This is a genomic window from Saccharopolyspora sp. NPDC045941 (genome assembly GCF_056431445.1).
This window is the reverse complement of sequence record NZ_JBWKKU010000046.1, coordinates 8,504-35,310: the sequence shown is the minus strand read 5'-3', so window position 1 is coordinate 35,310 and position 26,807 is coordinate 8,504. Positions and strand designations below refer to the sequence as shown.

Sequence of the window (26,807 nt, the reverse complement as noted above, 5' to 3'; positions counted from 1 at the left end):
AAATGGAAACCTCACGGGACAAGCTCGTCGAAGCGCTGCGGCTGTCGCTCAAGGAGAACGAGTCGCTGCGCCAACGGCACCAGCAGGTCACAGCGGCCGCCAAGGAACCGGTGGCGATCGTCGGCATGGCGTGCCGGCTGCCGGGCGGCGTCCGCTCACCGGAGCAGCTCTGGCGGCTGGTGAGCTCCGGCGCGGACGCGATCTCCGGCTTCCCGGTCAACCGCGGCTGGGACCTGGACGCGCTGTTCGACCCCGATCCCGATGCCGCCGGGAAGTCCTACGCCCGCCACGGCGGCTTCCTGCACGAGGCCGACGAGTTCGATGCCGCGTTCTTCGGCATCAGCCCCCGCGAAGCGGTGGCGATCGACCCGCAGCAGCGGCTGCTGCTGGAGACGTCGTGGGAGGCCCTGGAGCACGCCGGGATCGCTCCGGCGACGCTGCAGGGCAGCCGGACCGGTGTGTTCGCAGGCGTGAACTACCAGGATTACGGCGGTCGCCTCGCGCTGTGCATCCCGGAGGAGTTCGAGGGGTACCTCGGCCACGGCAGCGCGGGCAGCATCGCGTCCGGCCGCGTGTCCTACACCCTCGGGCTGGAAGGCCCGGCGGTCACAGTGGACACCGCGTGCTCGTCGTCGCTGGTGGCGATGCACCTGGCGTGCCAATCGCTGCGGTCGGGCGAATCGACCCTCGCGCTGGCGGGCGGCGTCACGATCATGGCGACGCCGACCCCGTTCATCGAATTCAGCCGCCAGCGCGGGCTGGCTCGGGACGGGCGCTGCAAGGCGTTCTCCGCCGACGCCGACGGAACGAGCTGGGCCGAAGGCGTCGGTATCGTCGTGCTGGAGCGGCTGTCGGAGGCCGTGCGCAACGGCCACCGCGTGCTGGCCGTGATCCGCGGCAGCGCGATCAACCAGGACGGCGCCAGCAACGGCCTGACCGCGCCCAACGGTCCGTCGCAGGAACGCGTCATCCAGCAAGCGCTCGCCAACGCCGGACTCACCCCGGCCGATGTCGACGCGGTGGAGGCCCACGGCACCGGGACGTCGTTGGGCGATCCCATCGAGGCGCAGGCGTTGCTGGCGACCTACGGCCAGCACCACAGTTCCGAGCGGCCGGTGTGGCTGGCATCGCTGAAGTCCAACATCGGCCACACCCAGGCCGCGTCCGGGGTGGCGGGCGTCATCAAGATGGTGCAGGCCCTCCAGCACGGCCGGCTGCCTTCCACCCTGCACGCCGAGGTGCCCTCTCCCCACGTCGACTGGAGCAGCGGCAGCCTCGCGCTGCTTACCGAGCCGCAGGCGTGGCCCGAGGCCGAGCGTCCGCGCCGCGCCGCCGTCTCCTCCTTCGGCGTTTCGGGCACCAACGCCCACCTCATCCTCGAACAGGCATCAGGAGACGAGTCCACACAGGACGCCGAGGTCGCCGGGGGAACCTCCGACGGCCCGGTGCCGTGGGTGATCTCCGCGAAGACACCGGAAGCTCTCGCATCGCAAGCAGAACGACTGCTTTCCGGCCTCGGCGAACGGGATGACTGGGCGCCTGTCGAGGTGGCCCGGTCGCTGGCCACCACCCGCACCCACTTCCCGCACCGGGCTGCGATCGTCGGTGATCGCCGGGAACTGCTGTCCGGTCTCGATGATCTGGCCCGGGGGCGGGACGGGATCACCCGCGGTCTGGCAAGCAGCCGCCGCAGCCGCGTGGCCATGCTGCTGTCCGGGCAGGGCAGCCAGCGGCCTGGCATGGGACACGGCCTGCACGAGACGTACCCGGCCTTCGCGCAAGCCTGGGACGAAGCATGCTCGCACCTCGACCCGCTGCTCGGACTGGACCGGCCACTCACCGACATCGTCTTCCACGGGCAACCCGATGAGGTCGAGCAGACACTCATCGCGCAACCTGCGCTGTTCGCACTGCAAGTCGCCCTGTTCCGACTACTCGAACACCACGGGATCCGGCCCGACTACCTCATCGGCCACTCCATCGGCGAACTCACCGCCGCCCACCTCGCCGGAATACTCACCCTGGCAGACGCGGCCGTCTTGCTGGCCACCCGCGCCCGCCTGATGCAAAACCTCCCCCCACACGGCGTCATGGCCAGCATCAACGCCGGCGAACGCGAGCTCACCGACGCTCATCCCGAGCTCCTGGACCCGCACAGCGGCGTGTCCATCGCCGCGATCAACACCCCGCAGTCCACCGTCATCTCCGGCGACCCCGATCCCGTGCGAGCCCTCACCGAACACTGGCGGAACCAGGGCCGCACCACCCGAGAGCTGCACACCAGCCGCGCCTTCCACTCACCCCACTGCGAGCCCATCCTCAACGAACTGGAACACACCGCCGACCAGCTGACCTACCACCCACCGAAGATCCCGATCATCTCCACCGTCACCGGAAACCCCACCGACGACATCACCACCCCGGCCTACTGGGCCCGCCAAGTACGCCAGCCCGTGCGCTTCGCACCCGCTCTCGCCTGGCTCCACCAGAACCACGGCGTCACCCACCACCTGGAACTAGGACCCGACACCACCCTGACCACCCTGGCGGGCACCACCCACGACACACCGGGCTACGCCACGCTGAATCCCGGCACCGACGACACCACCGCGTATCTCACCGCGCTCGTCAGCGCGCACACCACCGGGCTCAGCCCCGACTGGGCCGCGCTCCTGCCACCGGCCCGGACGCTCGACCTGCCGACCTACGCGTTCCAGCGCCAGCGCTTCTGGCTCAACCCGCCGACCACCGAACGGCCCGAACAACTCGGCATGGCCACCACCGGCCATCCCTTCCTCACCGCACGGATCACCACACCCCACACCGGCGAAACGATCCTCACCGGGCGGATCTCGCTCGACGCCCACCCCTGGCTCGCCGACCACACCGTGCAGAACAACGTCCTGCTCCCCGGAACCGCGTTCCTCGACATGTCGCTCCACGCCGCCGCGCAGGTCGGGTGCCGGCTCGCCGACCTGAGCATCCACGCGCCGCTCGCGCTGCCCGACCACGGGCACGTCGCGCTGCACATGGCCATCACCGCCGACGGCGACTCCGGCCGGCGGACGTTCACCCTCTACTGCCGGTCGCAGGACGTCTCGGCCGACGAGGTCCATCCCGAGGAGTTCTGGACGCGCCACGCCACCGGCACCCTCGTGCCCGACGACGTCCCGCACGCGGACGACGCGTTCGCGTCGTGGCCGCCGGAAGGCGCGATTCCCGTTGGCACCGCCGACCTCTACGACCGGCTGACCGACCTCGGATTCGACTACGGCCCGGCCTTCCGGGGGCTGCACGCCGCCTGGGAACGCGATGGCGAGGTCTTCGCCGAGATCGAACTCTCCGAGCAGCTCGACACCCGGGAGTGGGCGGTGCACCCGGCGCTGTTCGACGGGGTCCTGCACACCACGTTCCTGCTGGACTGGAGCGGCGACGACGACCGGATCCGGCTGCCGTTCTCGTGGGCGGACGTCCGGCTTCGGGGCCGGTGCCCGTCGCGACTGCGGGTGCGGACGTCCCGCACCGGCGCCGACGCGGTGCGGATCAACGCCGCGGACGAGTCCGGGCATCCGGTGGTGGAGGTCGAGTCGCTGACGCTGCGGCCGCTGGCCGGGGCGCCGCGGCGCGCCGAATCGGGCCGCCTGTTCGAGCTCGACTGGCTGCCGATCGCCGACGACCGGGCGGCCGATCTCGACGCCGATGTCGTGCTGCTCGACTACCGGAACACCGGGGCCGACGCGGACGAAGACATCCCGGCGCTGGCCGGGCGGCTGGCCGACGAGCTGTTGGTCCGCGTCCAGAACTGGCTGCGCGAGGGCGAAACGGCCGGTGAGCTGCTGGTGGTGCTCACCGATCGTGCGGTCGCCGTCAGCGCCGACGAGGCCCCGGATCTGGCGACCGCGCCGCTGTGGGGGCTGCTGCGGTCCGCCCAGTCCGAGCACCCGGGCCGGATCCTGCTGGTCGACGTCGATTCCGGCGCCGACGCCGGTACCGTCGAGCGGTTGATCGCCACGGCCGTGAGCCACGATGAACCGCAGCTCGCCGCGCGAGGCGACGCGGTGTTCGTGCCGCGGTTGACGGCCTCAGCACCGGCGACCGGATCAGTGGAGCTCTCCGGCGGGACCGTGCTCATCACCGGCGGCACTGGCGCCCTCGGCGGCGCACTGGCCCGGCACCTCGCCGCACAGCACCCCGACTGCCACCTCCTCCTGGCCAGCCGCCAAGGCCCGGCCGCCCCCAACGCCCAAGCACTTCAGGACGAACTCGGCGCGGCGGTCACCATCGCCGCCTGCGACGTCACCGACCCGCACCAGCTCTCCGACCTGATCGACGACGTCCCCGCCGAACGACCGTTGATCGGCGTCGTCCACACCGCCGGAGTTCTCGACGACAGCCCGGTCCACGCGCTCACACCTGAACAGCTCGCCGCCGTTCTAAAATCCAAAGTGGACTCAGCCTGGCACCTCCACGTCGCCACGCAGCACCACGACCTGGCGTTCTTCGTCCTCTACTCGTCCATCGCGGGGATCTTCGGCAATCCCGGCCAGGCCAACTACGCCGCCGCCAACACCTTCCTCGACGCGCTGGCCCAACACCGCCATGCCAACGGGCAACCCGCGCATTCCCTCGCCTGGGGCCCCTGGAACACCAGCGACGGCATGACGAGCGGCCTGGACCGGGGCGACGTGGAACGCCTCACCCGGGCCGGGGTCATGCCGCTGGCGGAGGCCGACGGTCTCGCGCTGTTCGACGGCGCACTTCGTTCTGCGCGGCCGAATCCGGTGCCCCTGGACCTGGACCGCGCGGCGCTCAGGCGCTACTCGCGCTCGGCGTCCCTCCCGCCGCTGTTCAGCGAACTGGTGTCCCGGCGCACCGCCGGCCAATCCGGCGCACTCACCCAGCAGCTCGCGGCCATGCCCGACCGGCAGCGGCACAAGGCCCTGCTGGATCTGGTCCGGACGCAGGCGGCGGCGGTGCTGGGCCATGCCGGTGCGGCCGCGATTCCCGCCGACGGTCCGTTCCTGGACCTCGGGTTCGACTCCCTCACCTCGGTCGAACTGCGCAACCGGCTCGCCACCGCCGCCGGCCTGCAACTCCCCACCACCCTCGCCTTCGACCACCCCACCCCGGAAGCGCTCGCCACCTACCTGGACCGCCAGCTCCTCCCCCGAGCTCGGCAGGCCGCCGCCGCGCCCGCCCGCACCGCCGCCACCGACGAGCCCATCGCGATCGTCGGCATGGCGTGCCGCCTGCCCGGCGGCGTGCACTCGCCGGACGAGCTGTGGCAGCTGGTCGCCTCCGGCACCGATGCCATCACCGGCTTCCCCACCAACCGCGGCTGGAACCTCGCCACCCTCTTCGACCCCGACCCGGACAACCCCGGCACCAGCTACACCCGCCACGGCGGATTCCTCCACGAGGCCGACCGGTTCGACCCCGCGCCCTTCAACATCAGCCCCCGCGAGGCGGCCGCGATCGACCCGCAGCAGCGGCTGCTGCTCGAAACGTCGTGGGAAGCGCTCGAACGCGCGGGCATCGACCCGCGAGCCCTCCGCACCACCAGCACCGGCGTGTTCACCGGGATCATGTACCAGGACTACGGGGCCCGGCTGGTCCACCACATCCCGCCGGAGTTCGAGGGCTACGTGGGCAACGGCAGCGCGGGCAGCATCGCCTCCGGCCGCATCGCCTACACCTTCGGGCTGCAGGGCCCCGCCATCACCGTCGACACCGCCTGCTCGTCGTCCCTGGTCACGATCCACCTGGCCTGCCAGTCCCTCCGCGCCGGCGAATCGACCCTCGCCCTGGCCGGCGGCGCCACGGTCATGTCCACGCCCACGGTGTTCGTGGAGTTCAGCCGTCAGCGCGGGCTCGCGCAGGACGGCCGCTGCAAGTCCTTCGCCGCGGCTGCGGACGGGACGAGCTGGGCCGAAGGCGCAGGCGTGGTGGTGCTGGAGCGGCTCTCCGACGCCCGGCGAAACGGCCACCGCGTGCTGGCGCTGGTGCGCGGTAGCGCGGTGAATCAGGACGGCGCGAGCAACGGGCTCACCGCACCCAACGGGCCATCGCAGGAACGCGTGATCCTGCAGGCGCTGGCCAACGCGGGGCTCCGCCCGGCCGACGTCGACGTGGTCGAAGCGCACGGCACCGGGACGTCGTTGGGCGACCCCGTCGAGGCCCAAGCCGTGCTGGCGACCTACGGACAGCACCACACCGCCGAGAAGCCCTTGTGGCTGGGATCGCTGAAGTCCAACATCGGCCACAGCCAGGCCGCCGCGGGCGTCGCGGGCGTCATCAAGATGATCCAGGCCCTGCACCACGAAGAACTGCCCGCCACGCTGCACGCCGGCGAACCGTCACCACACGTCGACTGGAGCAGTGGCAGGGTCGCGCTGCTCACCGAAGCGCAGCCGTGGCCCGAAGGCGACCAGCCCCGCCGCGCCGCCGTGTCCTCCTTCGGCGTCTCCGGCACCAACGCCCACCTGATCATCGAGCAGGCACCGCAAGAAGAGTCCGCACAGGACGAATCATCGCTCCCCGTTCCGTGGATCGTCTCCACGCAGAGCCCCGAAGCGCTTCAGGAACAGGCGGCGCGGCTGCTCGCTCGTCTCCGGGAGGACGCCGACTGGACACCGCAGGCGGTCGGCTCGTCGCTGAGCTCGCGGGCGAGCTTTGACTGCCGGGCAGCGGTCTTGGGCGGCGACCGCGAGGAATTGCTGGCCGGGCTGGAGTCCATCGCCTGCGCCGGACAGGACCCCGGTGTCGTGCGCGGTATCGCGGTGGGCGATCCGAGCGCCGCGATGTTGTTGTCCGGCCAGGGAAGCCAGCGGCCCGGCATGGGCCGCGGGCTGCACCAGGCGTTCCCGGTGTTCGCGCAGGCCTGGGACGAGGCGTGCGCGCACCTGGACCGGCTGCTGGGACTGGACCGGCCGCTGTCGGAGATCGTGTTCCACGGCCGGGACGAAGAGGTCGAGCAGACGCTCGTCGCGCAGCCCGCGCTGTTCGTGCTGCAAGTGGCGCTGTTCCGGTTGCTGGAACACCACGGCATCACCCCGGACCACCTCATCGGCCACTCCGTCGGCGAGCTGACAGCCGCCCACCTGGCCGGGGTGTTCTCCCTGCCGGACGCGGCGGCACTGCTGGCCGGGCGGGCCCGGCTGATGCACACCCTGCCCGGCACCGGTGTGATGGCCGGGATCCAGGCCGGTGAGGACGAGCTCACCGAGGCGCATCCCGAGCTCCTCGACCCGCGCAGCGGCGTCGGCATCGCCGCGATCAACGCGCCCCGGTCCACCGTCATCTCCGGCGACCCCGGCCCGGTGCGGGCCATCGCCGACCACTGGCGCGGCCGGGGCCGCACGGTCCGGGAACTGCACACCAGCCGGGCGTTCCACTCCGCGCACTGCGATCCGCTCGTCGACGAGCTGGTGCGGATCGCCGAGCAGCTGACCTACCACCCGCCGGCGATCCCGATCGTCTCGACCGTCACCGGGACCCCCACCGACGACATCGCCACCCCGGGCTACTGGGCCCGGCAGATCCGCCGGCCGGTCCGCTTCCACCCGGCGCTCACCTGGCTGCACGAGAACCACGCCGTCACGCACCACCTGGAGCTGGGGCCCGACGCCACCCTCACCACCCTCGCCCGGTCCGCTCGCGACACGCCCGCACACCCCACCCTGCAGGCCGGCACCGACGACGCCACCGCGTACCTCGACGCCCTCGCCCGCGCCCACACCACCGGCCTGTCGCCCCGCTGGGCGGCGCTGCTGCCGCAAGGCCGGGTCCTCGACCTGCCCACCTACGCGTTCCAGCGCCAGCGCTTCTGGCTGGAAGCGCCGCCCGGTGGCGCGGCGGAGCACCTGGGCATGACCACCGCGGCGCACCCGCTGCTCCCGGCCCGGGTCGAGTCGCCGGACACCGACGAGATCGTCTTCACCGGTCGGGTCTCGCTCGACACCCACCCCTGGCTGGCCGACCACGCCGTGCAGGGCACCGTGCTGCTGCCCGGCGCGGCCTTCCTCGACATGGCCGTCCACGCCGCCGCGGAACTGGACCAGGAGCTCGAAGACCTCACCGTCCACACTGCACTCCCGCTTCCCCGGCACGACCACATCACGCTGCGCCTGACCGTCAAACCGGACGGCGACACCGGCCGTTCCGCGCTGAACGTGTTCTCCCGTCGCGACGACGGGCCGTGGACCAGCCACGCCGCCGGAACCCTCGGTGCGATCGATCCGGCGCCGGAACCGGACCTCACCAGCTGGCCGCCGGCGGAGGCGGAGCCGATCGACGTCGGCGATCTCTACGACCGCCTCGCCGACCTCGGCTTCGACTACGGGCCCGCCTTCCAGGGGCTCCACTCCGCCTGGCGGCTCGGCGACGACCTCTACTCCGAGGTCGCGCTTCCGGAGGACCAAGGCACGGGCACGTGGGGCATCCACCCGGCGCTGCTGGACGCGGCCCTGCACACCGCGTTCCTCGCCGAAGACGGCGAAGGCGCACTGCCCTTCTCCTGGAGCGGTGTCCGCTTCCACCACGTCGGAACCTCGCGGCTGCGGGTGCACCTGCGCCGCACCGGTCCTGAAAGCCTGCGCGTCGACCTCGCCGACGAAACCGGACAGCCCGTCGCCGCGATCGAATCCCTGGCCCTGCGGCAGCTGACGATGCCGGTCGATCCCGACCGGCAGGGCAGCCTGTTCCAGCTGGCCTGGTCCCCGCGCACGTGGAACTCCGCCACTGCGACCCAGCGATGCGCGTTCCACCGCCCCGGCGACGAGTTGGCCCCGGACTCCGAGGTCGTGGTCCTGGACTTCCGGTCGACGGACGACGATGTTGCTTGCGCGGCAACGAGATTGACGCACGAGGCGCTCGCGCAAGTGCAGTCGTGGCTCGCCCGGGAGTCGTCCGCCCACCTCGCGCTGCTCACCGAGGGCGCGGTGGCGGTGCACCCGGGTGACGTCCCCGATCCGGCCGCGGCGGCGGTGTGGGGTCTCTTGCGCCCGGCGCAGAACGAACACCCCGGCCGCATCCTCCTTCTCGACGTGGATGCCGCGTCGGAGAACGAGGCCGTGGAGCAGGCGATCTCCGACGCGCTGCACCACGACGAGCCGCAGATCGCGGTCCGCGACGGTGCGATGTTCGTGCCGCGCTTGCGGCCCGCGCCGGAGCCCGGCGAGGCGGCCGCGCCGGACCCGAACGGCACGATCCTCATCACCGGCGGCACGGGCGCCCTCGGCAGCGCCCTGGCCCGGCACCTGGCCGCCCGGCACACCGGGCGTCTGCTGCTCGTCAGCAGGCAGGGTCCTGCCGCCCCCGGAGCCGAGGCGCTCGGCCGCGAGCTGGGCGCGTCGGCCGACATCGTGGCCTGCGATGTCACCGATCCCGAGGCCCTGGACCGGCTCCTGGGCGGCATTCCCGACGATGAGCCGCTGACCGGCGTCATCCACACGGCGGGCGTGCTCGACGACGCACCCGTCCACGCCCTGCGCGAGGAGCAGTTGACCTCGGTGCTGCGGCCCAAGGTGGACGCCGCGTGGAACCTGCACCGAGCCACGCTCGGCCACGACCTCGCTCTCTTCGTGCTGTTCTCCTCCGCGGGCGCTGTGCTCGGGAACCCGGGGCAGGCGAACTACGCCGCCGCGAACTCCTTCCTCGACGCACTCGCCGAGTACCGGTGGGCCCACGGCCTGCCGGCTCAGTCCCTCGCGTGGGGCGCGTGGGCCTCGCCGGAGGGCATGGCGGGGCAGCTCGCCCGGACCGCAGCGGAACGCGCGGGCCTGCGGGCGTTCGACCTCGATGAGGGGCTTCGCCTGTTCGACGACGCGTGCCGCACGCCGCTGCCCTACCTCGTGCCGCTCGGGCTGGACATGACGAGCCTGCGCGTCCACGCCCGAACCCGAGGCGTTCCGCCGCTGTTGCAGGAGCTGGTCCCGCAGCGGCGCCGGAAGACGGAAGCGCCCATCCACCGGCTGGCGAACCTGCCGGAACATGAGCGGGCGCGCGCGGTGCTGGATCTCGTGCGCGGCCAGGCCGCCGCCGTGCTCGGCCACGGCGGGAGCCAGGACATCCCGGGCGACAAGCAGTTCCTGGAGCTCGGTTTCGACTCGCTCACCGCCGTCGAGCTGCGCAGCCGCCTCATGGCCGCCACCGGGCTGAGCCTGCCGACCACCGCCGTCTTCGACCACCCGACTCCCGCCCGGCTGGCCGAGCACATCCAGGGCGTCCTGACGAACGCGGGCACCCGGCGCACCGTCGTCGCGTCCCGGGGCTCCGACGCCGAACCGGTGGCGATCGTCGGCATGGCGTGCCGGCTCCCCGGGAACGTGAGCTCGCCGGACGAGCTGTGGGAGCTGGTGAGCTCCGGCACCGACGCCGTCTCCGGATTCCCCGCCGACCGCGGCTGGAACCTGGACGACCTCTTCGACCCGGACCCGGGCGCGGTCGGCAAGTCCTACGCCCGGCACGGCGGATTCCTGGACTCCCCGGCGGCTTTCGACGCCGCGTTCTTCGGGATCAGCCCGCGCGAAGCGCTGGCGATGGACCCGCAGCAGCGGCTGCTGCTGGAGACCACCTGGGAAGCGCTCGAACGCGCCGGGATCGACCCCGAGGCGCTGCGCGGTACCAGCGCCGGGGTGTTCCTGGGCATGATGTACCAGGACTACGCCACCCGGCTGGCCGGTCGTTCGCTCGGGGAGCTGGAAGGGTTCCTCGGCAACGGCAGCGCGGGCAGCGTCGCCTCTGGCCGCATTTCCTACACCTTCGGGTTGGAGGGGCCGGCGGTCACCGTGGACACCGCCTGCTCGTCCTCGCTGGTGGCCATGCACCTCGCCTGCCAATCGCTGCGATCCGGGGAATCGACGCTCGCCCTGGCAGGCGGAGTGACCGTCATGGCATCGCCCGGGATCTTCATCGAATTCAGCCGCCAACGCGGCCTGGCGAAAGACGGGCGTTGCAAGGCGTTCTCCGCCAACGCCGACGGCACCGGCTGGGCCGAAGGCGCCGGCGTCATCGTGCTGGAACGCTTGTCGGACGCCAAGCGCAACGGGCATCACGTCCTGGCGGTGATCCGCGGCAGCGCGGTCAACCAGGACGGCGCCAGCAACGGGCTCACCGCACCCAACGGACCATCGCAGGAACGCGTCATCCACCAGGCGCTCGCGAACGCGGGGCTCACCCCATCGGACATCGACGTGGTCGAGGCCCACGGCACCGGGACCTCGCTGGGCGACCCCATCGAAGCTCAGGCGCTCCTCGCCACCTACGGGCAGCACCACACCACCGAACGCCCGTTGTGGTTGGGCTCGCTGAAGTCCAACACCGGCCACACCCAAGCCGCCGCAGGCGTTGCGGGCGTCATCAAGATGGTCCAGGCACTCCAGCACCGCGAACTGCCCGCGACGCTGCACGCCGACGAGCCCTCACCGCACATCGACTGGAGCAGCGGCACTCTCGCGCTGCTCACCGAGCCGCAGCCGTGGCCGGAAACCGAGCGGCCACGCCGCGCCGCCGTCTCCGCCTTCGGCGTCTCCGGCACCAACGCACACCTCATCCTCGAACAACGGGAGTCCACACAGGACAATTCAGGGCCCGGTTCGCCCGAGATCACGACGGTGGATCGCACCGGTGACGACATCGTTCCGTGGGTGATCTCCGCCCGAAGTCCGGAAGCCCTTGCAGCACAAGCAGAACGACTGCACGGTCGCTTGGCGCTCGATTCCGGCTGGACCCCGTCGAAGGTGGCGTGGTCGCTGGCCACCACCCGTGCCGCGCTCGAACACCGAGCCGTGATCCTCGCGCGCGGCCGGGCCGAGCTGCTGGCGGAACTCCACACCATGTCCCGCGGCAGCGACTCCCCCCGGATCGTCCGACGTACCGGGGCCGCGACACCGGACCCGGACCGCGTGGTGCTGGTCTTCCCCGGCCAGGGCGGCCAATGGCCCGGCATGGGCCGCGAACTGCTCGACACCAGCCCTGTTTTCACCGCCGCCCTCGACGAGTGCGACCAAGCGCTATCGCGATACCAGGACTGGTCGGTCGCGGAGCTGCTGCGCAGCGGGGACGAGCTGGAACGGGTGGACGTCATCCAGCCCGCGCTGTTCGCCGTCATGGTGTCCCTGGCCCGGGTCTGGCAGTCCTACGGGGTCCGGCCCGCCGCCGTCGTCGGCCATTCCCAAGGCGAGATCGCCGCCGCGCACATCGCGGGCGCGCTCGACCTCGACCAGGCCGCCCGGGTGATCGCGTTGCGGTCGCAGCTGATCCACGCGCACCTGGCCGGACACGGCAGCATGCTCTCCACCGCACTGTCCGTCGACGACCTCAAGCCGTACCTCGACTCGGAGCGGGTCTCGGTCGCGGCGATCAACGGCCCGAGCGCGACCGTGCTCTCCGGCGACACCGACGCCATCCGCCGTCTCCACCCGGTGCTGATCGAACAGGGCATTCGCGCGCGGCTGCTACCGGTGGACTACGCCTCGCACAGCCACCACGTCCACACCCTCCAACAGCACCTGCTGGAAAAGCTGGCCGGACTCACCCCGCAGGCCAGCGAGATCCCGTTCCACTCCACCGTCACCGGCGACGTGCTGGACACCACCGGACTCGGCGCCGAGTACTGGTACACCAACCTCGCCACCACCGTGAACTTCCACGACACCATCACCCGGCTGAACGCCGCCGGGCACCGGGTGTACCTCGAACCGAGCCCACACCCCACGCTCACCCACCACATCGACCACCCCGACGCGATCACCGCCAACACCCTGCAGCGCGACCGGTCCGACATCGACACCCTGCTGGCCAACGCCGCCCGCCTCTGGACCCACGGCACGCCGATCGCCTGGGCCGAGGTCCTGCCCACCGAGCGGCACATCGCGCTCCCCACGTATCCGTTCCAGCGCGAGGACTTCTGGCTGACCGTGCCCAGCGCCGCGGGCGAACCGGCGCAGCTGGGGCTGACGGGCACGGGCCACCCGCTGCTCGCCGCGCGGACGGAGGTGCCGGACACCGGGGAGACCGTGTTCACCGGGAGCTTCTCGCTCGACACGCAGCCGTGGCTGGCCGATCACGCGGTGAATGGGACGGTCCTGCTCCCCGGCACGGCGTTCCTCGACATGGCGCTGCATGCCGCCGCGCAGCTCGGATGCGAAGGCGTCGAGGAGCTCACCCTCCACGCTCCGCTCGTGCTGCCCGTGGACGGCCGGCTCACCGTGCATCTGACCATCGCGTCCGGCGAGCCCGCCTTGAGCCTGCATTCGAGGGACGAGAGCGACGGTTCCTGGACGCGCCATGCCACGGGCGTGCTTCTCGAAAACGCGCTCGCCGACGAAGAAGACGTGTTCACCGCGTGGCCGCCGCCGGGCGCGACACCGATCGACGTCGGCGATCTCTACGACGCAGTGTCCGAGCACGGCTTCGACTACGGCCCGGCGTTCCAAGGGCTCCACACCGCCTGGCAGCTCGGCGATCGCGTCTACGCCGAGATCGGGGCTGACGCCCTCCGCGGCGCGGGCGAGTGGGCGGTCCATCCAGCCCTGCTCGACGCCGCCCTCCACACCGCGTTCGTCGGCCAGGCCGAGGACGCCGAGCCCCGAGTGCCCTACTCCTGGTCCGGTGTGCGCCTGCACCAGCACGGTGCGGCACCGGCGCGTGTCCGCATGACCCGCACCGGCGCCGACACCATCCGGATCAGCACCGCGGACGACACCGGCCGTCTGGTGGCGACCGTCGAGTCGTTGACGCTGCGCCCGCTGCCCGCCGTGCGGACCGAAGCACCGGGCGGCCTGTTCCAGGTCACCTGGACGCCCGTGGCCGAAACGGCCGACAACGCCGGACTCCCGGAGCTCGTCCTGCTCGACCACCGGGCTCCCGGCGACGGCGAAGCCCCGCCGGAGCTGGTGGAACGGCTGACCCTGCAGGTCCTCGAAGCGGTGCAGGACTTCCTGAGCCGCGCCGAGACCACTGCCGCTCGACTGGTGCTGCTCACCCGCGGCGCGGTCGCGGTCGACGAGTCCGAAGCTCCTGATCCGGCGGCCGCCGCGTTGTGGGGGCTGCTGCGCTCAGCGCAGACCGAGCACCCGGACCGCTTCCTGCTCGTCGACACCGATCGACTCGGTGACGACGACGCGGTGCACCGGGCGATCGCAATCGCGTTGCGGCACGACGAACCGCAGATCGCCTTGCGCGGCACCACGATTGCCGCTCCGCGCTTGACGTCCATCGATCCGCAGGACGACGTCGCCCTGCCCGGCAACGGCACCATTCTGATCACGGGCGGCACCGGCGGCCTCGGCAGCGCCCTCGCCAGACACCTCGCCGCACGGCACACCGGGCACCTGCTCCTGGCGAGCCGGCAGGGCCCAGCCGCACCGGGAGCCGCCGAACTCCACGACGAGCTGCAGGCCATGGGAGCGAGCGTCAGCATCGCAGCCTGCGACTTCACCGACGCCGATGCCGTGCGGGAGCTCCTCGGCAACGTCCCGGCCGAGCACCCCCTCACCGGCGTCATCCACACCGCCGGTGTCCTCGACGACGCGCCGGTGCACGCCCTGCGCCCGGAGCAGCTGGCGGCCGTCCTGGCCCCGAAGGTCACCGCCGCGTGGCACCTGCACCAGGCCACTCGCGACCACGACCTGGCGATGTTCGTGCTGTTCTCGTCCGCAGCCGGGGTTTTCGGCGCTCCGGGCCAGGCCAACTACGCGGCGGCCAACGCCTTCCTCGACGCCCTCGCCCAGCACCGGGTCGCCCACGGCGCTCCGGCCCGCTCCCTGGCGTGGGGCACGTGGAACACCGGCCAGAGCATGACCGAGCACCTGTCCGCCGCCGACCGCGATCGCCTGGTCCGCTCGGGTGTCCTCCCGCTCGAACCCGAGGAAGGCATGCGGCTGTTCGACGCGGCCTGCGGCACGGCACTGCCTGCTTTGGTGCCGCTGCGGCTGGACACCGGGGCGCTGCGCGCCTTTGCGCGGTCGTCCACCCTGCCGCCGCTGCTGAGCGATCTGGTTCCGCACCGGCGTCGGGGCACCAACTCCCGCTCCCTCGCGGGACGGCTGGCCGGAATGTCCGAAAAGGACGGCATGCGCGTCCTCGTGGCTCTGGTGCGCGAAAACGTCGCGACCGTGCTCGGTCACGGCAGCCCGGAGGGGATTCCCGCCGACCGCGCGTTCGCCGAGCTCGGCTTCGACTCGCTCACCGCGGTGGAGCTGCGCAACCGGCTCGGGGCGGCCACCGGCCTGCGGCTGCCCACCACCCTCGTCTTCGACCACCCCACGCCCGGCGCGCTCGCCGCGTTCCTGCACGGCGAGCTGCTCACCCGCCGTTCGCGCGCGGTGGTGACACGCGCGGCCGCCGACGAACCGATCGCCGTGGTCGGCATGGCCTGCCGCCTGCCGGGTGGCGTGGATTCGCCGGAACGCCTGTGGGAGCTGGTGGCCTCGGGGACCGATGCGATCTCCGGTTTCCCCACCGGTCGCGGCTGGGATCTGGACGCGATCTTCGACCCGGATCCCGACGCGTCGGGGAAGTCGTACGTCCGGCACGGCGGGTTCCTGCACGACGCCGACCAGTTCGACCCGGCGTTCTTCGGGATCAGCCCGCGCGAAGCGCTGGCCATGGACCCGCAGCAGCGGCTCCTGCTGGAGACCACCTGGGAGGCGTTGGAGCGCGCGGGAATCGACCCGACCGGTCTGCGCACCAGTGCCACCGGTGTCTTCACCGGGCTGATGTACCAGGACTACGCGATCCGGTTCGCCGGGCAGGCGCCGCCGGAGGCGGAGGGATACCTCGGCAACGCGGGCAGCGTCGCGTCCGGCCGGATCTCCTACCTGCTGGGCCTGGAGGGACCGGCGGTGACCGTCGACACCGCGTGCTCGTCGTCGCTGGTGGCGATGCACCTGGCGTGCCAGTCGCTGCGATCGGGCGAATCCGCGCTCGCGCTGGCCGGCGGGGCCACGATCATGGCGACTCCCGGGATGTTCATCGAGTTCAGCCGCCAGCGCGGGCTCGCGCAGGACGGGCGCTGCAAGGCGTTCTCCGCGGACGCCGACGGCACCGGCTGGGCCGAAGGAGCGGGCGTGGTGGTGCTGGAACGCCTCTCCGATGCCGAGCGGAACGGCCACCAGGTCCTGGCCGTGATCCGCGGCAGCGCGGTCAACCAGGACGGCACCAGCAACGGGCTCAGTGCGCCGAACGGCCCGTCGCAGGAACGCGTGATCCTGCAGGCGCTGGCCAACGCCGGGCTCACGGCCGCCGACGTCGATGCCGTCGAAGCACACGGCACGGGGACGTCGCTGGGCGATCCGATCGAGGCCCAGGCGCTGCTGGCGACCTACGGTCGGCACCACAGCGCCGAACGACCGTTGTGGCTGGGATCGCTGAAGTCCAACATCGGGCACACCCAAGCAGCGGCAGGCGTCGCGGGCGTCATCAAGATGATCCAGGCCCTCCACCACGACGAGCTGCCCGTCACGCTGCACGCCGACGAACCATCGGCGCACATCGACTGGAGCAGCGGCACTCTCGCGCTGCTCACCGAACCCCAGCCCTGGCCGGAAAACGACCGGCCACGCCGCGCCGCCGTCTCCTCCTTCGGCGTCTCCGGCACCAACGCGCACCTCATCCTCGAACAACCGGCCATGGGGTCCACAAAGGACGTCTCTGGTGAGGTCGTGTTCGTGGACACCACCGAGGGGCTCGGCGATGTGCTGGTGCCGTGGGTGATTTCCGCCAAGACACCGGACGCCCTGGGCGACCAGGCGGCGCGCCTGCACACCTACCTCCGCGATCAGGACGACTGGAATCCATCGGATGTGGCGTGGTCGCTGGCCACCACCCGGGCCGCGTTCGAATACCGCGCCGTGGTGCTCGGCGGCAGCGCCGACGAGTTCCTGACCCGGCTGCACGCGTTCGCCGGTGGCGAATCGTCGCCGCGCCTGGTGCGCAACGCGGACCCCGTGGCGGCCGATGCCGACCGCGTGGTGCTGGTCTTCCCCGGCCAGGGCGGCCAATGGCCCGGCATGGGCCGCCAACTGCTCGACACCAGCCCGGTGTTCGCCGCCGCCATGGCCGAATGCGACCAGGCGCTGTCGAGGTACCAGGACTGGTCGGTCACCGACCTGCTCCGCAACGGGGCTTCCCTGGAACGCGTGGACATCGTCCAACCGACGCTGTTCGCCGTCATGGTCTCCCTGGCCCGGCTGTGGCAGGCACTCGGAGTTCAGCCGGCGGCCGTCGTCGGTCACTCCCAAGGAGAAATCGCCGCCGCGCACATCGCCGGCGCACTCGAACTCGACCAAGCCGCACGCGTCGTCGCCCTGCGATCCCAGCTCATCCACACTCATCTGGCCGGACACGGCGGCATGCTCTCCGCCCCGTTGTCCCTCGACGACCTCAAGCCCTACCTCGACGAACGGGTCTCGGTGGCCGCGATCAACAGCCCCACCGCCACCGTGCTCTCCGGCGACATCGACGCCATCCACCACCTCCACGCCACGCTGACCGACGAGGGCGTCCGTTCGCGGCTGCTGCCCGTGGACTACGCGTCCCACAGCCACCACGTCCAGAGCCTCCGGCAGCCGCTCCTGGAGCAACTCGCCGGGCTCTCCCCCCACGAAGCCGAAATCCCGTTCCACTCGACCGTCACCGGCGATGTGCTGGACACCACCGGACTCGGCGCCGAGTACTGGTACACCAACCTCGCCACCACGGTGAACTTCCACGACACCATCACCCGGCTCCACACCACCGGGCACCGCGTCTACCTGGAGCCCAGCCCGCAGCCCACGCTCACGCACCACATCAACACCACCGCCGCCGATGTCGTCACCGCGACCAGCCTCCACCGCGACCACCCCAGCACGGACACGCTCCTGACCAACGCCGCTCACCTGTGGGCGCACGGCACACCCATCGTCTGGGAAGCGGTCGTGCCCGGCCGCGAACGCGTCGCGCTCCCCACGTATCCCTTCCAGCGCGAGCGCTTCTGGCTCGAACCGGCCGCCGACCACGCGACGGCAGCGGAAGCCCAGGACGACACCGGGTTCTGGGAGACCGTCGAGAGCCGCGACGCGACCGCACTCGCCGCCGCCCTCGACATCGACGAGACCACACCGCTCCGCGACGCGCTGCCCGCGCTCGCCGCCTGGCGAGACCAACAACGGCACGACACCACGGCCCACACCTGGCGCTACGACATCACCTGGGAAGCGCTCCCCGAACCGCCCGCCGCGACCCTCACCGGCACCTGGCTCGTCATCACGCCGCCCGATGCGGCACAAGTCGTGACCGACGCGATCAACGCACACGGCGCGCAAGCGCACGAACTGGTCCTCGACGCCATCGAGCCGCTCGACCGCGACTCCTTCGCGGAGCTCATCCGCCGTGAACTCGAGGACATCGCACCACTGGCCGGCATCATCTCGCTCCTCGCCGCCCCCGGCGAGGGATCCACAGAGGACACAACGGCCGAAACCGCCGTTCGCGCGGTCACCTCCACCGTGGCCCTCGTCCAGGCCCTGGGCGACCTCGACGTCACCGCTCCGCTGTGGTGCCTCACCCGGGGCGCCGTCACCACCGGTCCGCACGACCCGCTCACCCATCCCGCGCACAGCACCGTCTGGGGGATCGGCCGCGTCACCGCGCTCGAACACCCCCACCGCTGGGGCGGGCTCATCGACCTCCCCCACACGCCCGACCACCGCACTGCCACCCGGCTCGCCGCGCTCCTCCACGACCGGACCCAGGACCAAGCCGCCATCCGGCCGACCGGCACCCACACCGCGAGGCTCGCCCGCACCCCCAAGCCCAGCAGCGGCACCGCGCCGTGGAAGCCGACCGGCACCACCCTGGTCACCGGCGGCACGGGCGGCATCGGAAGCCAGGTGGCGCGCTGGCTGGCCAGGATGGGCGCACCGAACATCGTGCTCGCCAGCCGTCGCGGCGAGAACGCGCCCGGCGCTCGCGAGCTCCGGGCGGAACTGGCCGAACTGGGCAGCCGCGTCACGATCGCCGGCTGCGACGTCACCGATCGCGCCGCCGTGGCGGAGCTGCTCGAATCCGTGCCAGAGGAGTTCCCGCTGTCGGCGGTGTTCCACACCGCGGGCACCCTCGACGACGCCACCATCAACACCATCCGGCCCGAGCAGATCGCCCACATCCTCCGCCACCGCATCGACAGCACCGCCCACCTCCACGAACTGACCCGGCGCCAGGACCCGCTGATCGTCCTGTTCTCCTCCATCGCCGCCACCTTCGGCGCCCCCGGGCAGGGCAACTACTCGCCCGCGCACGCCTACCTCACCGCGTTCGCCGAACACCACCGCCACAACACGATCAGCATCAACTGGGGCCTGTGGCACGACCAGGGCATGGGCGAGATCCACAACACCGGCATCCGCCACGGCATCCAGCCCATGGCGCCCGAGACCGCCCTGCACGGCCTCCACACCGCCCTCACCCACCGGCACACCGCGCAGATCATCACCGACGTCAACTGGGACCGGTTCCACGACGCCTACACCGCCACCCGTCCCAGCCCGCTCCTCGCGCACTTCGCCCCCGCCGCCGAAAGCACCCGGCCCACCAACACCCTCCGCCAAGAGCTCGAAGGGCTCCCGCAGCAGCATCGACACGCCCACCTGCTCGACCACATCACCCACCACACCGCCGAGATCCTCAACCACTCCGACCCCAACGCCATCCCCACCCACCACACCTTCCACCAGCTCGGCTACGACTCCGTCACCGCGATCCAGCTCCGCAACCAGCTCACCGCCACCACCCAGGTGCCCCTCCCCACCACCCTCATCTACGACCACCCGACGCCCGCCCAGCTGGCGACGTTCGTCCTGTCCCAGCTGATTCCCGAAAGTCCACAGTCGACCGTCCAGGCGGCGTCACGGACGACCGCGGCGGACGAGCCGATCGCGATCGTCGGCATGGCATGCCACTTCCCCGGCGGCGTGAACACGCCCGAGCACCTGTGGGAACTGGTGAGTTCCGGCACCGACGCGATCACCGGGTTCCCCACCAACCGCGGCTGGAACCTCGACGCCCTCTTCGACCCGGACCCCGACGCCGTCGGGAAGTCGTACTCGCGGCACGGCGGATTCCTCGACAACCCGGCGGGATTCGACGCGGCCTTCTTCAACATCAGCCCGCGCGAAGCACTCGCCATGGACCCCCAGCAGCGGCTGCTGCTCGAAACCACCTGGGAAGCGGTCGAGAACGCCGGGATCGACCCCGACTCCCTCCGCGGCGCGAACGCCGGCGTGTTCACCGGCACCAACGGGCAGGACTACGCGGCCGTGCTGCGCCAGGACCACGAGCAGTTCGAGGGATTCGTCGCGACCGGAAACACCGCGAGCGTCATGTCGGGCCGCATCTCCTACGCGCTCGGCCTGGAAGGCCCGGCGGTCACGGTCGACACCGCGTGCTCGTCGTCGCTGGTGGCGATGCACCTGGCGTGCCAATCGCTGCGGTCGGGCGAGTCGGGCCTGGCCCTGGCCGGGGGCGCGACAGTGATGGCCACGCCCGGCATCTTCCTGGAGTTCAGCCGCCAGCAAGGCGTGGCGCGGGACGGCAAGTGCAAGGCGTTCGGATCCGGCGCGGACGGCACGGTGTTCTCCGAGGGCGTTGGCGTGGTGGTGCTGGAACGGCTCTCCGACGCCGAACGCAACGGTCACCGCGTCCTGGCGGTGATCCGTGGCAGCGCGATCAACCAGGACGGCGCCAGCAACGGCCTGACCGCGCCCAACGGTCCGTCGCAGGAACGCGTCATCCAGCAAGCGCTCGCCAACGCCGGGCTCGCACCCGCCGACATCGACACCGTCGAAGCGCACGGAACCGGGACGGCTCTCGGCGATCCGATCGAGGCCCAGGCACTTCTCGCCACCTACGGCCGGCACCACACCAAGGACCGCCCCCTGTGGCTGGGGTCGCTGAAGTCCAACATCGGTCACACCCAAGCCGCCGCAGGCGTCGCCGGGATCATCAAGATGGTCCAGGCGCTCCACCACGACGAACTGCCCGCCACGCTGCACGCCGAGACGCCTTCGACGCACGTCGACTGGAGCGACGGCACCGTCGCTCTCCTATCGCGACCTCAGCCCTGGCCGGATGCCGGCCGGCCTCGCCGGGCCGCCGTGTCGTCCTTCGGCGTCTCCGGCACGAACGCCCACGTCATCCTGGAACAGCCATCACTCGGCAAGTCCACAAGAGACGGTTCTGCCGAGACCCGGGATGCCGGCAGCACGTTGGTTCCGTGGATGGTTTCCGCCAAGACGCCGGAGGCTCTCGAAGCGCACGCGAAGCGCCTGCACGCCCACCTCAGCGGCCAGGACGGCTGGGAACCGGTGGATGTCGGGGCGGCTCTGAGCAAGCGCAGTGACTTCCCGCACCGCGCCGTCCTGCTCGGCGAGGACCGCCAGAACCTGCTGCGACACCTGGCCGATCTCGCCAGTGGCACCGAGGCACCGGGCATCATCCGGCCGACGCAGATCCCCACTCGCAGCACCGACCGCATCGTCATGGTCTTCCCCGGTCAGGGCGGCCAATGGCCCGGCATGGGCCACCAACTGCTCGACACCAACCCCGTTTTCGCCGCAGCCATGGCCGAATGCGATCAGGCGCTATCGCGGCACCAGGACTGGTCCGTAGCCGACCTGCTCCGCGACGGCGACGCCTTGGAACGAGTGGATGTCATCCAACCGGCCCTGTTCGCCGTCATGGTGTCCCTGGCCAGGGTCTGGCAGTCCTACGGGGTCCGGCCCGCCGCCGTCGTCGGGCACTCGCAAGGAGAAATCGCCGCCGCGCACATCGCGGGCGCACTCGACCTCGACCAGGCCGCACGCGTCGTCGCCTTGCGATCACAGCTGATCCGCACCCACCTCGCCGGACACGGCAGCATGCTCTCCGCCGCGCTCCCGGTCGATGACCTCAAGCCCCATCTCGACGAACGGGTTTCGGTCGCCGCGATCAACAGCCCCGCCGCCACCGTCCTCTCCGGCGACACCGACGCGATCCACGATCTCCACCGTTCCCTGAGCGAACGGGGAATCCGGTCGCGAATCTTGCCCGTGGACTACGCCTCCCACAGCCACCACGTCGAGGACCTCCGGCAACCGCTGCTGGAACAACTCGCCGGACTCACCCCGAAGACCAGCGAAATCCCGTTCCACTCCACCGTCACCGGCGAGGCACTCGACACCACCGGACTCGACGCCGACTACTGGTACACCAACCTCGCCACCACCGTGAACTTCCACGACACCACCACCCGGCTCCACACCACCGGACATCGGGTCTACCTCGAACCCAGCCCGCACCCCACGCTCACCCACCACATCAACCACCCCGACGCGATCACCATCACGACCCTTCGCCGGGACCACGACAGCGTGCACCAGCTGCTCACCAACGTCGCGCTCGCGCACACCCACCACGTCGCCGTCGACTGGACCTCGCACTTCCCGAATCCCCGGCACATCGACCTGCCCACCTACGCCTTCCAGCACCAGGACTTCTGGCTGTCGCCGCGCTCGTCCGCCGGCGATCCCGACGACCTCGGCCTGACGGCCACCGGGCATCCGCTGCTCACGGCCCGCACCGACGTGCCCGGCACCGGCGAAATCCTGTTCACCGGCAGGGTTTCCGCTCGGACGCACCCGTGGCTGGCCGAGCACGTGGTCCAGGGCCGAGTGGTCCTCCCCGGCACGGTGTTCGCCGAGATGGCGCTGCTCGCGGCCGGGTACCTCGGCGGCCACGAGGTCGACGAGCTGGTCCTGCAGAGCCCGTTGACGCTGTCCGGCGACGATCAGGCCACCCTGAACCTCGTCGTCGCCTGCGACGAGTCGGGCCGCCACGCCATCACGATCCACTCCCGGTCCGGCGACGACGACTGGGTCTGCCACGCCACGGGAACGCTCGTCGCACAAGGCGAATCCCCCGACGAGGAACCGGTCTTCGAGAGCTGGCCGCCGCGCGGTGCAACCCCGGTCGACGTCGTCGGTCTCTACGACGATCTGGCCGACCACGGCTTCGAGTACGGGCCCGCGTTCCAAGGGCTGCGCAGCGCGTGGCAACACGGGGACGACATCTACGCCGAGGTCGGTCTCGACGAGGACCACCGGGGCGACTGGGTCGTTCACCCGGCGCTGCTCGACGCCGCTCTGCACACCGCCTTCCTGATCGGTTGGGACACCGGTCTCCGGTTGCCCTTCTCCTGGAAGGGAGTTCGCGCGCACCGCGGCGCCACCCGGATCCGGGTTCGGCTGCGCCGGACCGGCGATGCGCTGCAGGTCGTCACCGCCGATGACAGCGGCCGGTTCGTCGCCGGTATCGACTCGCTGACCCTGCGCCCGGTGACCGGCCCAGCCCACGACCCGCTGTTCCGCCTCTCCTGGCTACCGCACGGCCTCGCGGAGGAAGCCGCTGCGGCGCAGTGGGTGCGCATCGAACCGGGCGCGGACCTGGACGAGCTCTGCCGTCAGCCGGTGCCGGATGTGCTGGTCGCCGACTTCCGCACCGACGAGCGGCGCGACTCCGGTGTTCCGGACGCGGTGGCGCGCACGGCGCAGCAAGCGGTGGATCTGGTGCAGTCGTGGCTGGCCCGCGAGGAATTCGCATCGACCCGGCTGGTCCTGCTGACCCGGAACGCGGTCGCGGCGCAGCCGGGAGAGGTTCCGGACCTGGTCACCGGCCCGCTGTGGGGCCTGCTGCGCGTGGCGCAGAACGAGCACCCCGATCGCATCCTGCTCGTCGACATCGACCTCGGCGCCGATCTCGACGATGTGCTGGGGCGGGCCGTCGGCATGGCGCTGCGTCACGGCGAGTGGCAGCTCGCGGTGCGGGGTGACGCGATGCTCGTGCCGCGTCTGACCCGTGCCCAGGAGGTCCTCACCCCGCCCGAGGGGCGTGCGTGGCGGCTGGACGTGACCGAGCGCGGCAGCGTCGACAACCTGCACCTCGCCTCGTTCCCGCAGGTCGCAGGACCGCTGGAAGCCGGTCAGGTCCGGGTCGCGGTGCGGGCCGTCGGGCTGAACTTCCGCGACGTCCTCAACACCCTCGGCATGTACCCCGGCACCCCGCCGCTCGGCGCGGAAGGTGCCGGCGTCATCGCTGAGATCGCCGGCGACGTCACCGGTCTGCGGGTCGGAGACCGGGTGTGGGGCATCCTGCCCGGCGCGATGGGCCCGCTCGCGATCACCGACCACCGGCTGCTCGCCCGCGTACCGCGGGACTGGACGTTCGCCCAGGCCGCCGCCACGCCCGCGGTGTTCCTCACCGCCTATCACGCGCTGCACGGCCTGGCCCAGGTCCAACCAGGACAGAAGGTCCTCGTGCACGCCGCAGCAGGCGGTGTCGGCATGGCCGCCATCCAACTGCTCCAGCACTACGGCGCCGGCATCTACGCCACCGCACACCCCACCAAATGGGCAACCCTACGAGAACTCGGCATCCCCGAGGACCACATCGCCTCGTCCCGCACCACGGACTTCGCAACCCAGTTCCCCGCTGTGGACGTCGTCCTCAACTCCCTCACCGGAGCACTCCTCGACGCCTCGCTGAAGCTGCTCACACCCGGCGGGCACTTCGTCGAACTCGGCAAGACCGACCCCCGCGACCCCGCCGAACACCCCGGGTTGCGCTACCACGCCTTCGACCTCACCGAAGTCGACCCGGCCCGCCTCCAGACCATGCTCGGCGACCTCACCACGCTGTTCGATCAAGAACACATCCGCCCGCTGCCGGTGACCGCGTGGGACATCCGGCGAGCCCCGGAGGCCTTCCGGCACCTCAGCAACGCCCGCCACACCGGCAAACTCGCACTCACCATCCCCACCACACCAGATCCGCGCGGCACCATCCTCATCACCGGCGGCACCGGCTCACTCGGCACCACCCTCGCCCGCCACCTCGCCGGACAACACCCCGCACACCTCCTCCTCGCCAGCCGCCAAGGCCCAGCCGCACCCAACGCCAAGAGCCTCCGCGACGAGCTGACCGCCCTGGGCGCGAAGGTCACCATCACCGCCTGCGACACCACCGACCCCCGCCAACTCGCCGAGCTGATCGACGGCATCCCCGCCGAGCACCCGCTGACCGGCGTCGTCCACACCGTCGGCGCGCTCCGCGACAGCGCGCTCCACGCGCTGACCGCCGGACAACTCGCCGCAGTGCTGGAATCCAAAGTGGACTCGACGTGGCACCTGCACCACGCCACCCGGCACCACGACTTGGCGTACTTCACCGTCTACTCGTCCGCCGCGGGAATCCTCGGCAACCCCGGCCAGGCCAACTACGCCGCCGCCAACACCTTCCTCGACGCCTTCGCCCGGCACCGCCACGCCCGCGGACTTCCCGCCCAGTCCCTGGCCTGGGGCCCCTGGGACACCACCAGTGGCATGACGGAGCACCTCACCAGCACCGACTGGGACCGCATGGCCGCCGGCGGCGTGCTGCCCTTCGGCCCCGGTGACGGCATGGCCGCCTTCGACGCGGCCCGCGACCTGCCCGATCCGCACGTCGTGCCGCTCCGCCTCGACGGCAAGGCCCTTCGCTCCCACGGCGATGCGCTCCCGCCGCTGTTCGGCGAGGTCATCCGGCGCCGTGCCCAGGACGCTCGCCGCAGCAACGGCCCGGAGCGCGAAGCGCTCCTCCAACGGCTCGCGAGCCTGCCCGAGGCCGAGCAGCGCCGAACCCTGCTGGAGCTGGTCTGCTCCCGCGCCGCCGTCGTCCTGGGCCACGGGGACGCCGGGGCGATCACCGCGGACCGGCCGTTCCTGGAGCTCGGTTTCGACTCCCTCACCGCGGTGGAGCTGCGCAACCGGCTCGCCACCGCCACCGGCCGCCACCTGCCGACGACGCTGGTCTTCGACCACGCCACCCCCGCCGAACTGGCCGAATTCCTCCGGAAATCCCTGGAAACCCCGGAAAGCCCGGCCCCGCGGCAGCGCTCCGGCGAAGAGTCCGGCCCGGTCGACGACGAACTCGTCCGCTCCTACCGGCAGCTCGGCGACCTGGACCGGTTCGACGAGGGCATCGAGCTGCTGAAGATCATGTCGCGGCTGCGCCCGACCTTCGAAGCGGGAGACCCGAGCGCGGCCGTGGAGCCCGTGGCGCTCACGCGCGGCGGGACCGGGCCGGGGCTGATCTGCTTCCCGTCCCTCGTCGCGCCGACCAGCCCCTACCAATTCGCCAGGTTCGCGTCGGTGTTCCGCGACCAGCGGCCGGCCCAGGTGCTGCCGACCCCCGGCTACCAGAACGACGAACCGCTGCCCGCGACGCTCACCGCCGCCATCGAGACGCAGGCCGACAAGGTCCTCGACTGCGCCGGTGGCGAACCCGTCGTGCTCGTCGGCTATTCGTCAGGCGGCTGGTTCGCCTACGCCGTCACCGCATTGCTGGAACAGCGAGGCGCCGCCCCGGCGGCACTGGTGCTGCTCGACAGCCCCGCGCCGGGAGGCGGCTGCTTCGCGCAGATGGCCCGGGTCGCCCACCGGCTCGACGGCACGCTCCCGAACCTGCGCACCGACCAGGCGCAGCTGACCGCGATGGGCGCGTACCTGCGGCTGTTCGAGGACTGGACGCCCGGCCCGGTGTCCACACCGCTGCTGTTCGTCCACCCGGAGCGGGAAACGCCCGACTTCCCGCGGAACCTGTCCGCCGACGCCGCGCCCGATGACCACGTGCTCTTCGTGCCGGGAGACCACTTCACCATGATCGACCGCTACGCCGAGCAGACCGCGTCGCTCGTGGACGGTTGGATCACCACGAATTTCGAGCACCGCGACGAGTGCCCGAAAGTCCGCTGA

The 26,807-nt window shown here is 71.5% G+C and carries 1 protein-coding gene; it reads left to right on the top strand.

Going from position 1 to position 26,807, the window contains the following annotated elements; genetic code table 11:
- Nucleotides 1-2 precede the first annotated feature (2 nt).
- Complete coding sequence (locus AC07FN_RS30860; protein ID WP_478398766.1) at nt 3-26,807, top strand: type I polyketide synthase; 26,805 nt, start codon at nt 3-5, stop codon at nt 26,805-26,807.

Excerpts from the sequence above, each read along its gene's own strand:
- AC07FN_RS30860 (WP_478398766.1), top strand. The coding sequence starts at position 3 with ATGGAAACCTCACGGGACAAGCTCGTCGAAGCGCTGCGGCTGTCGCTC.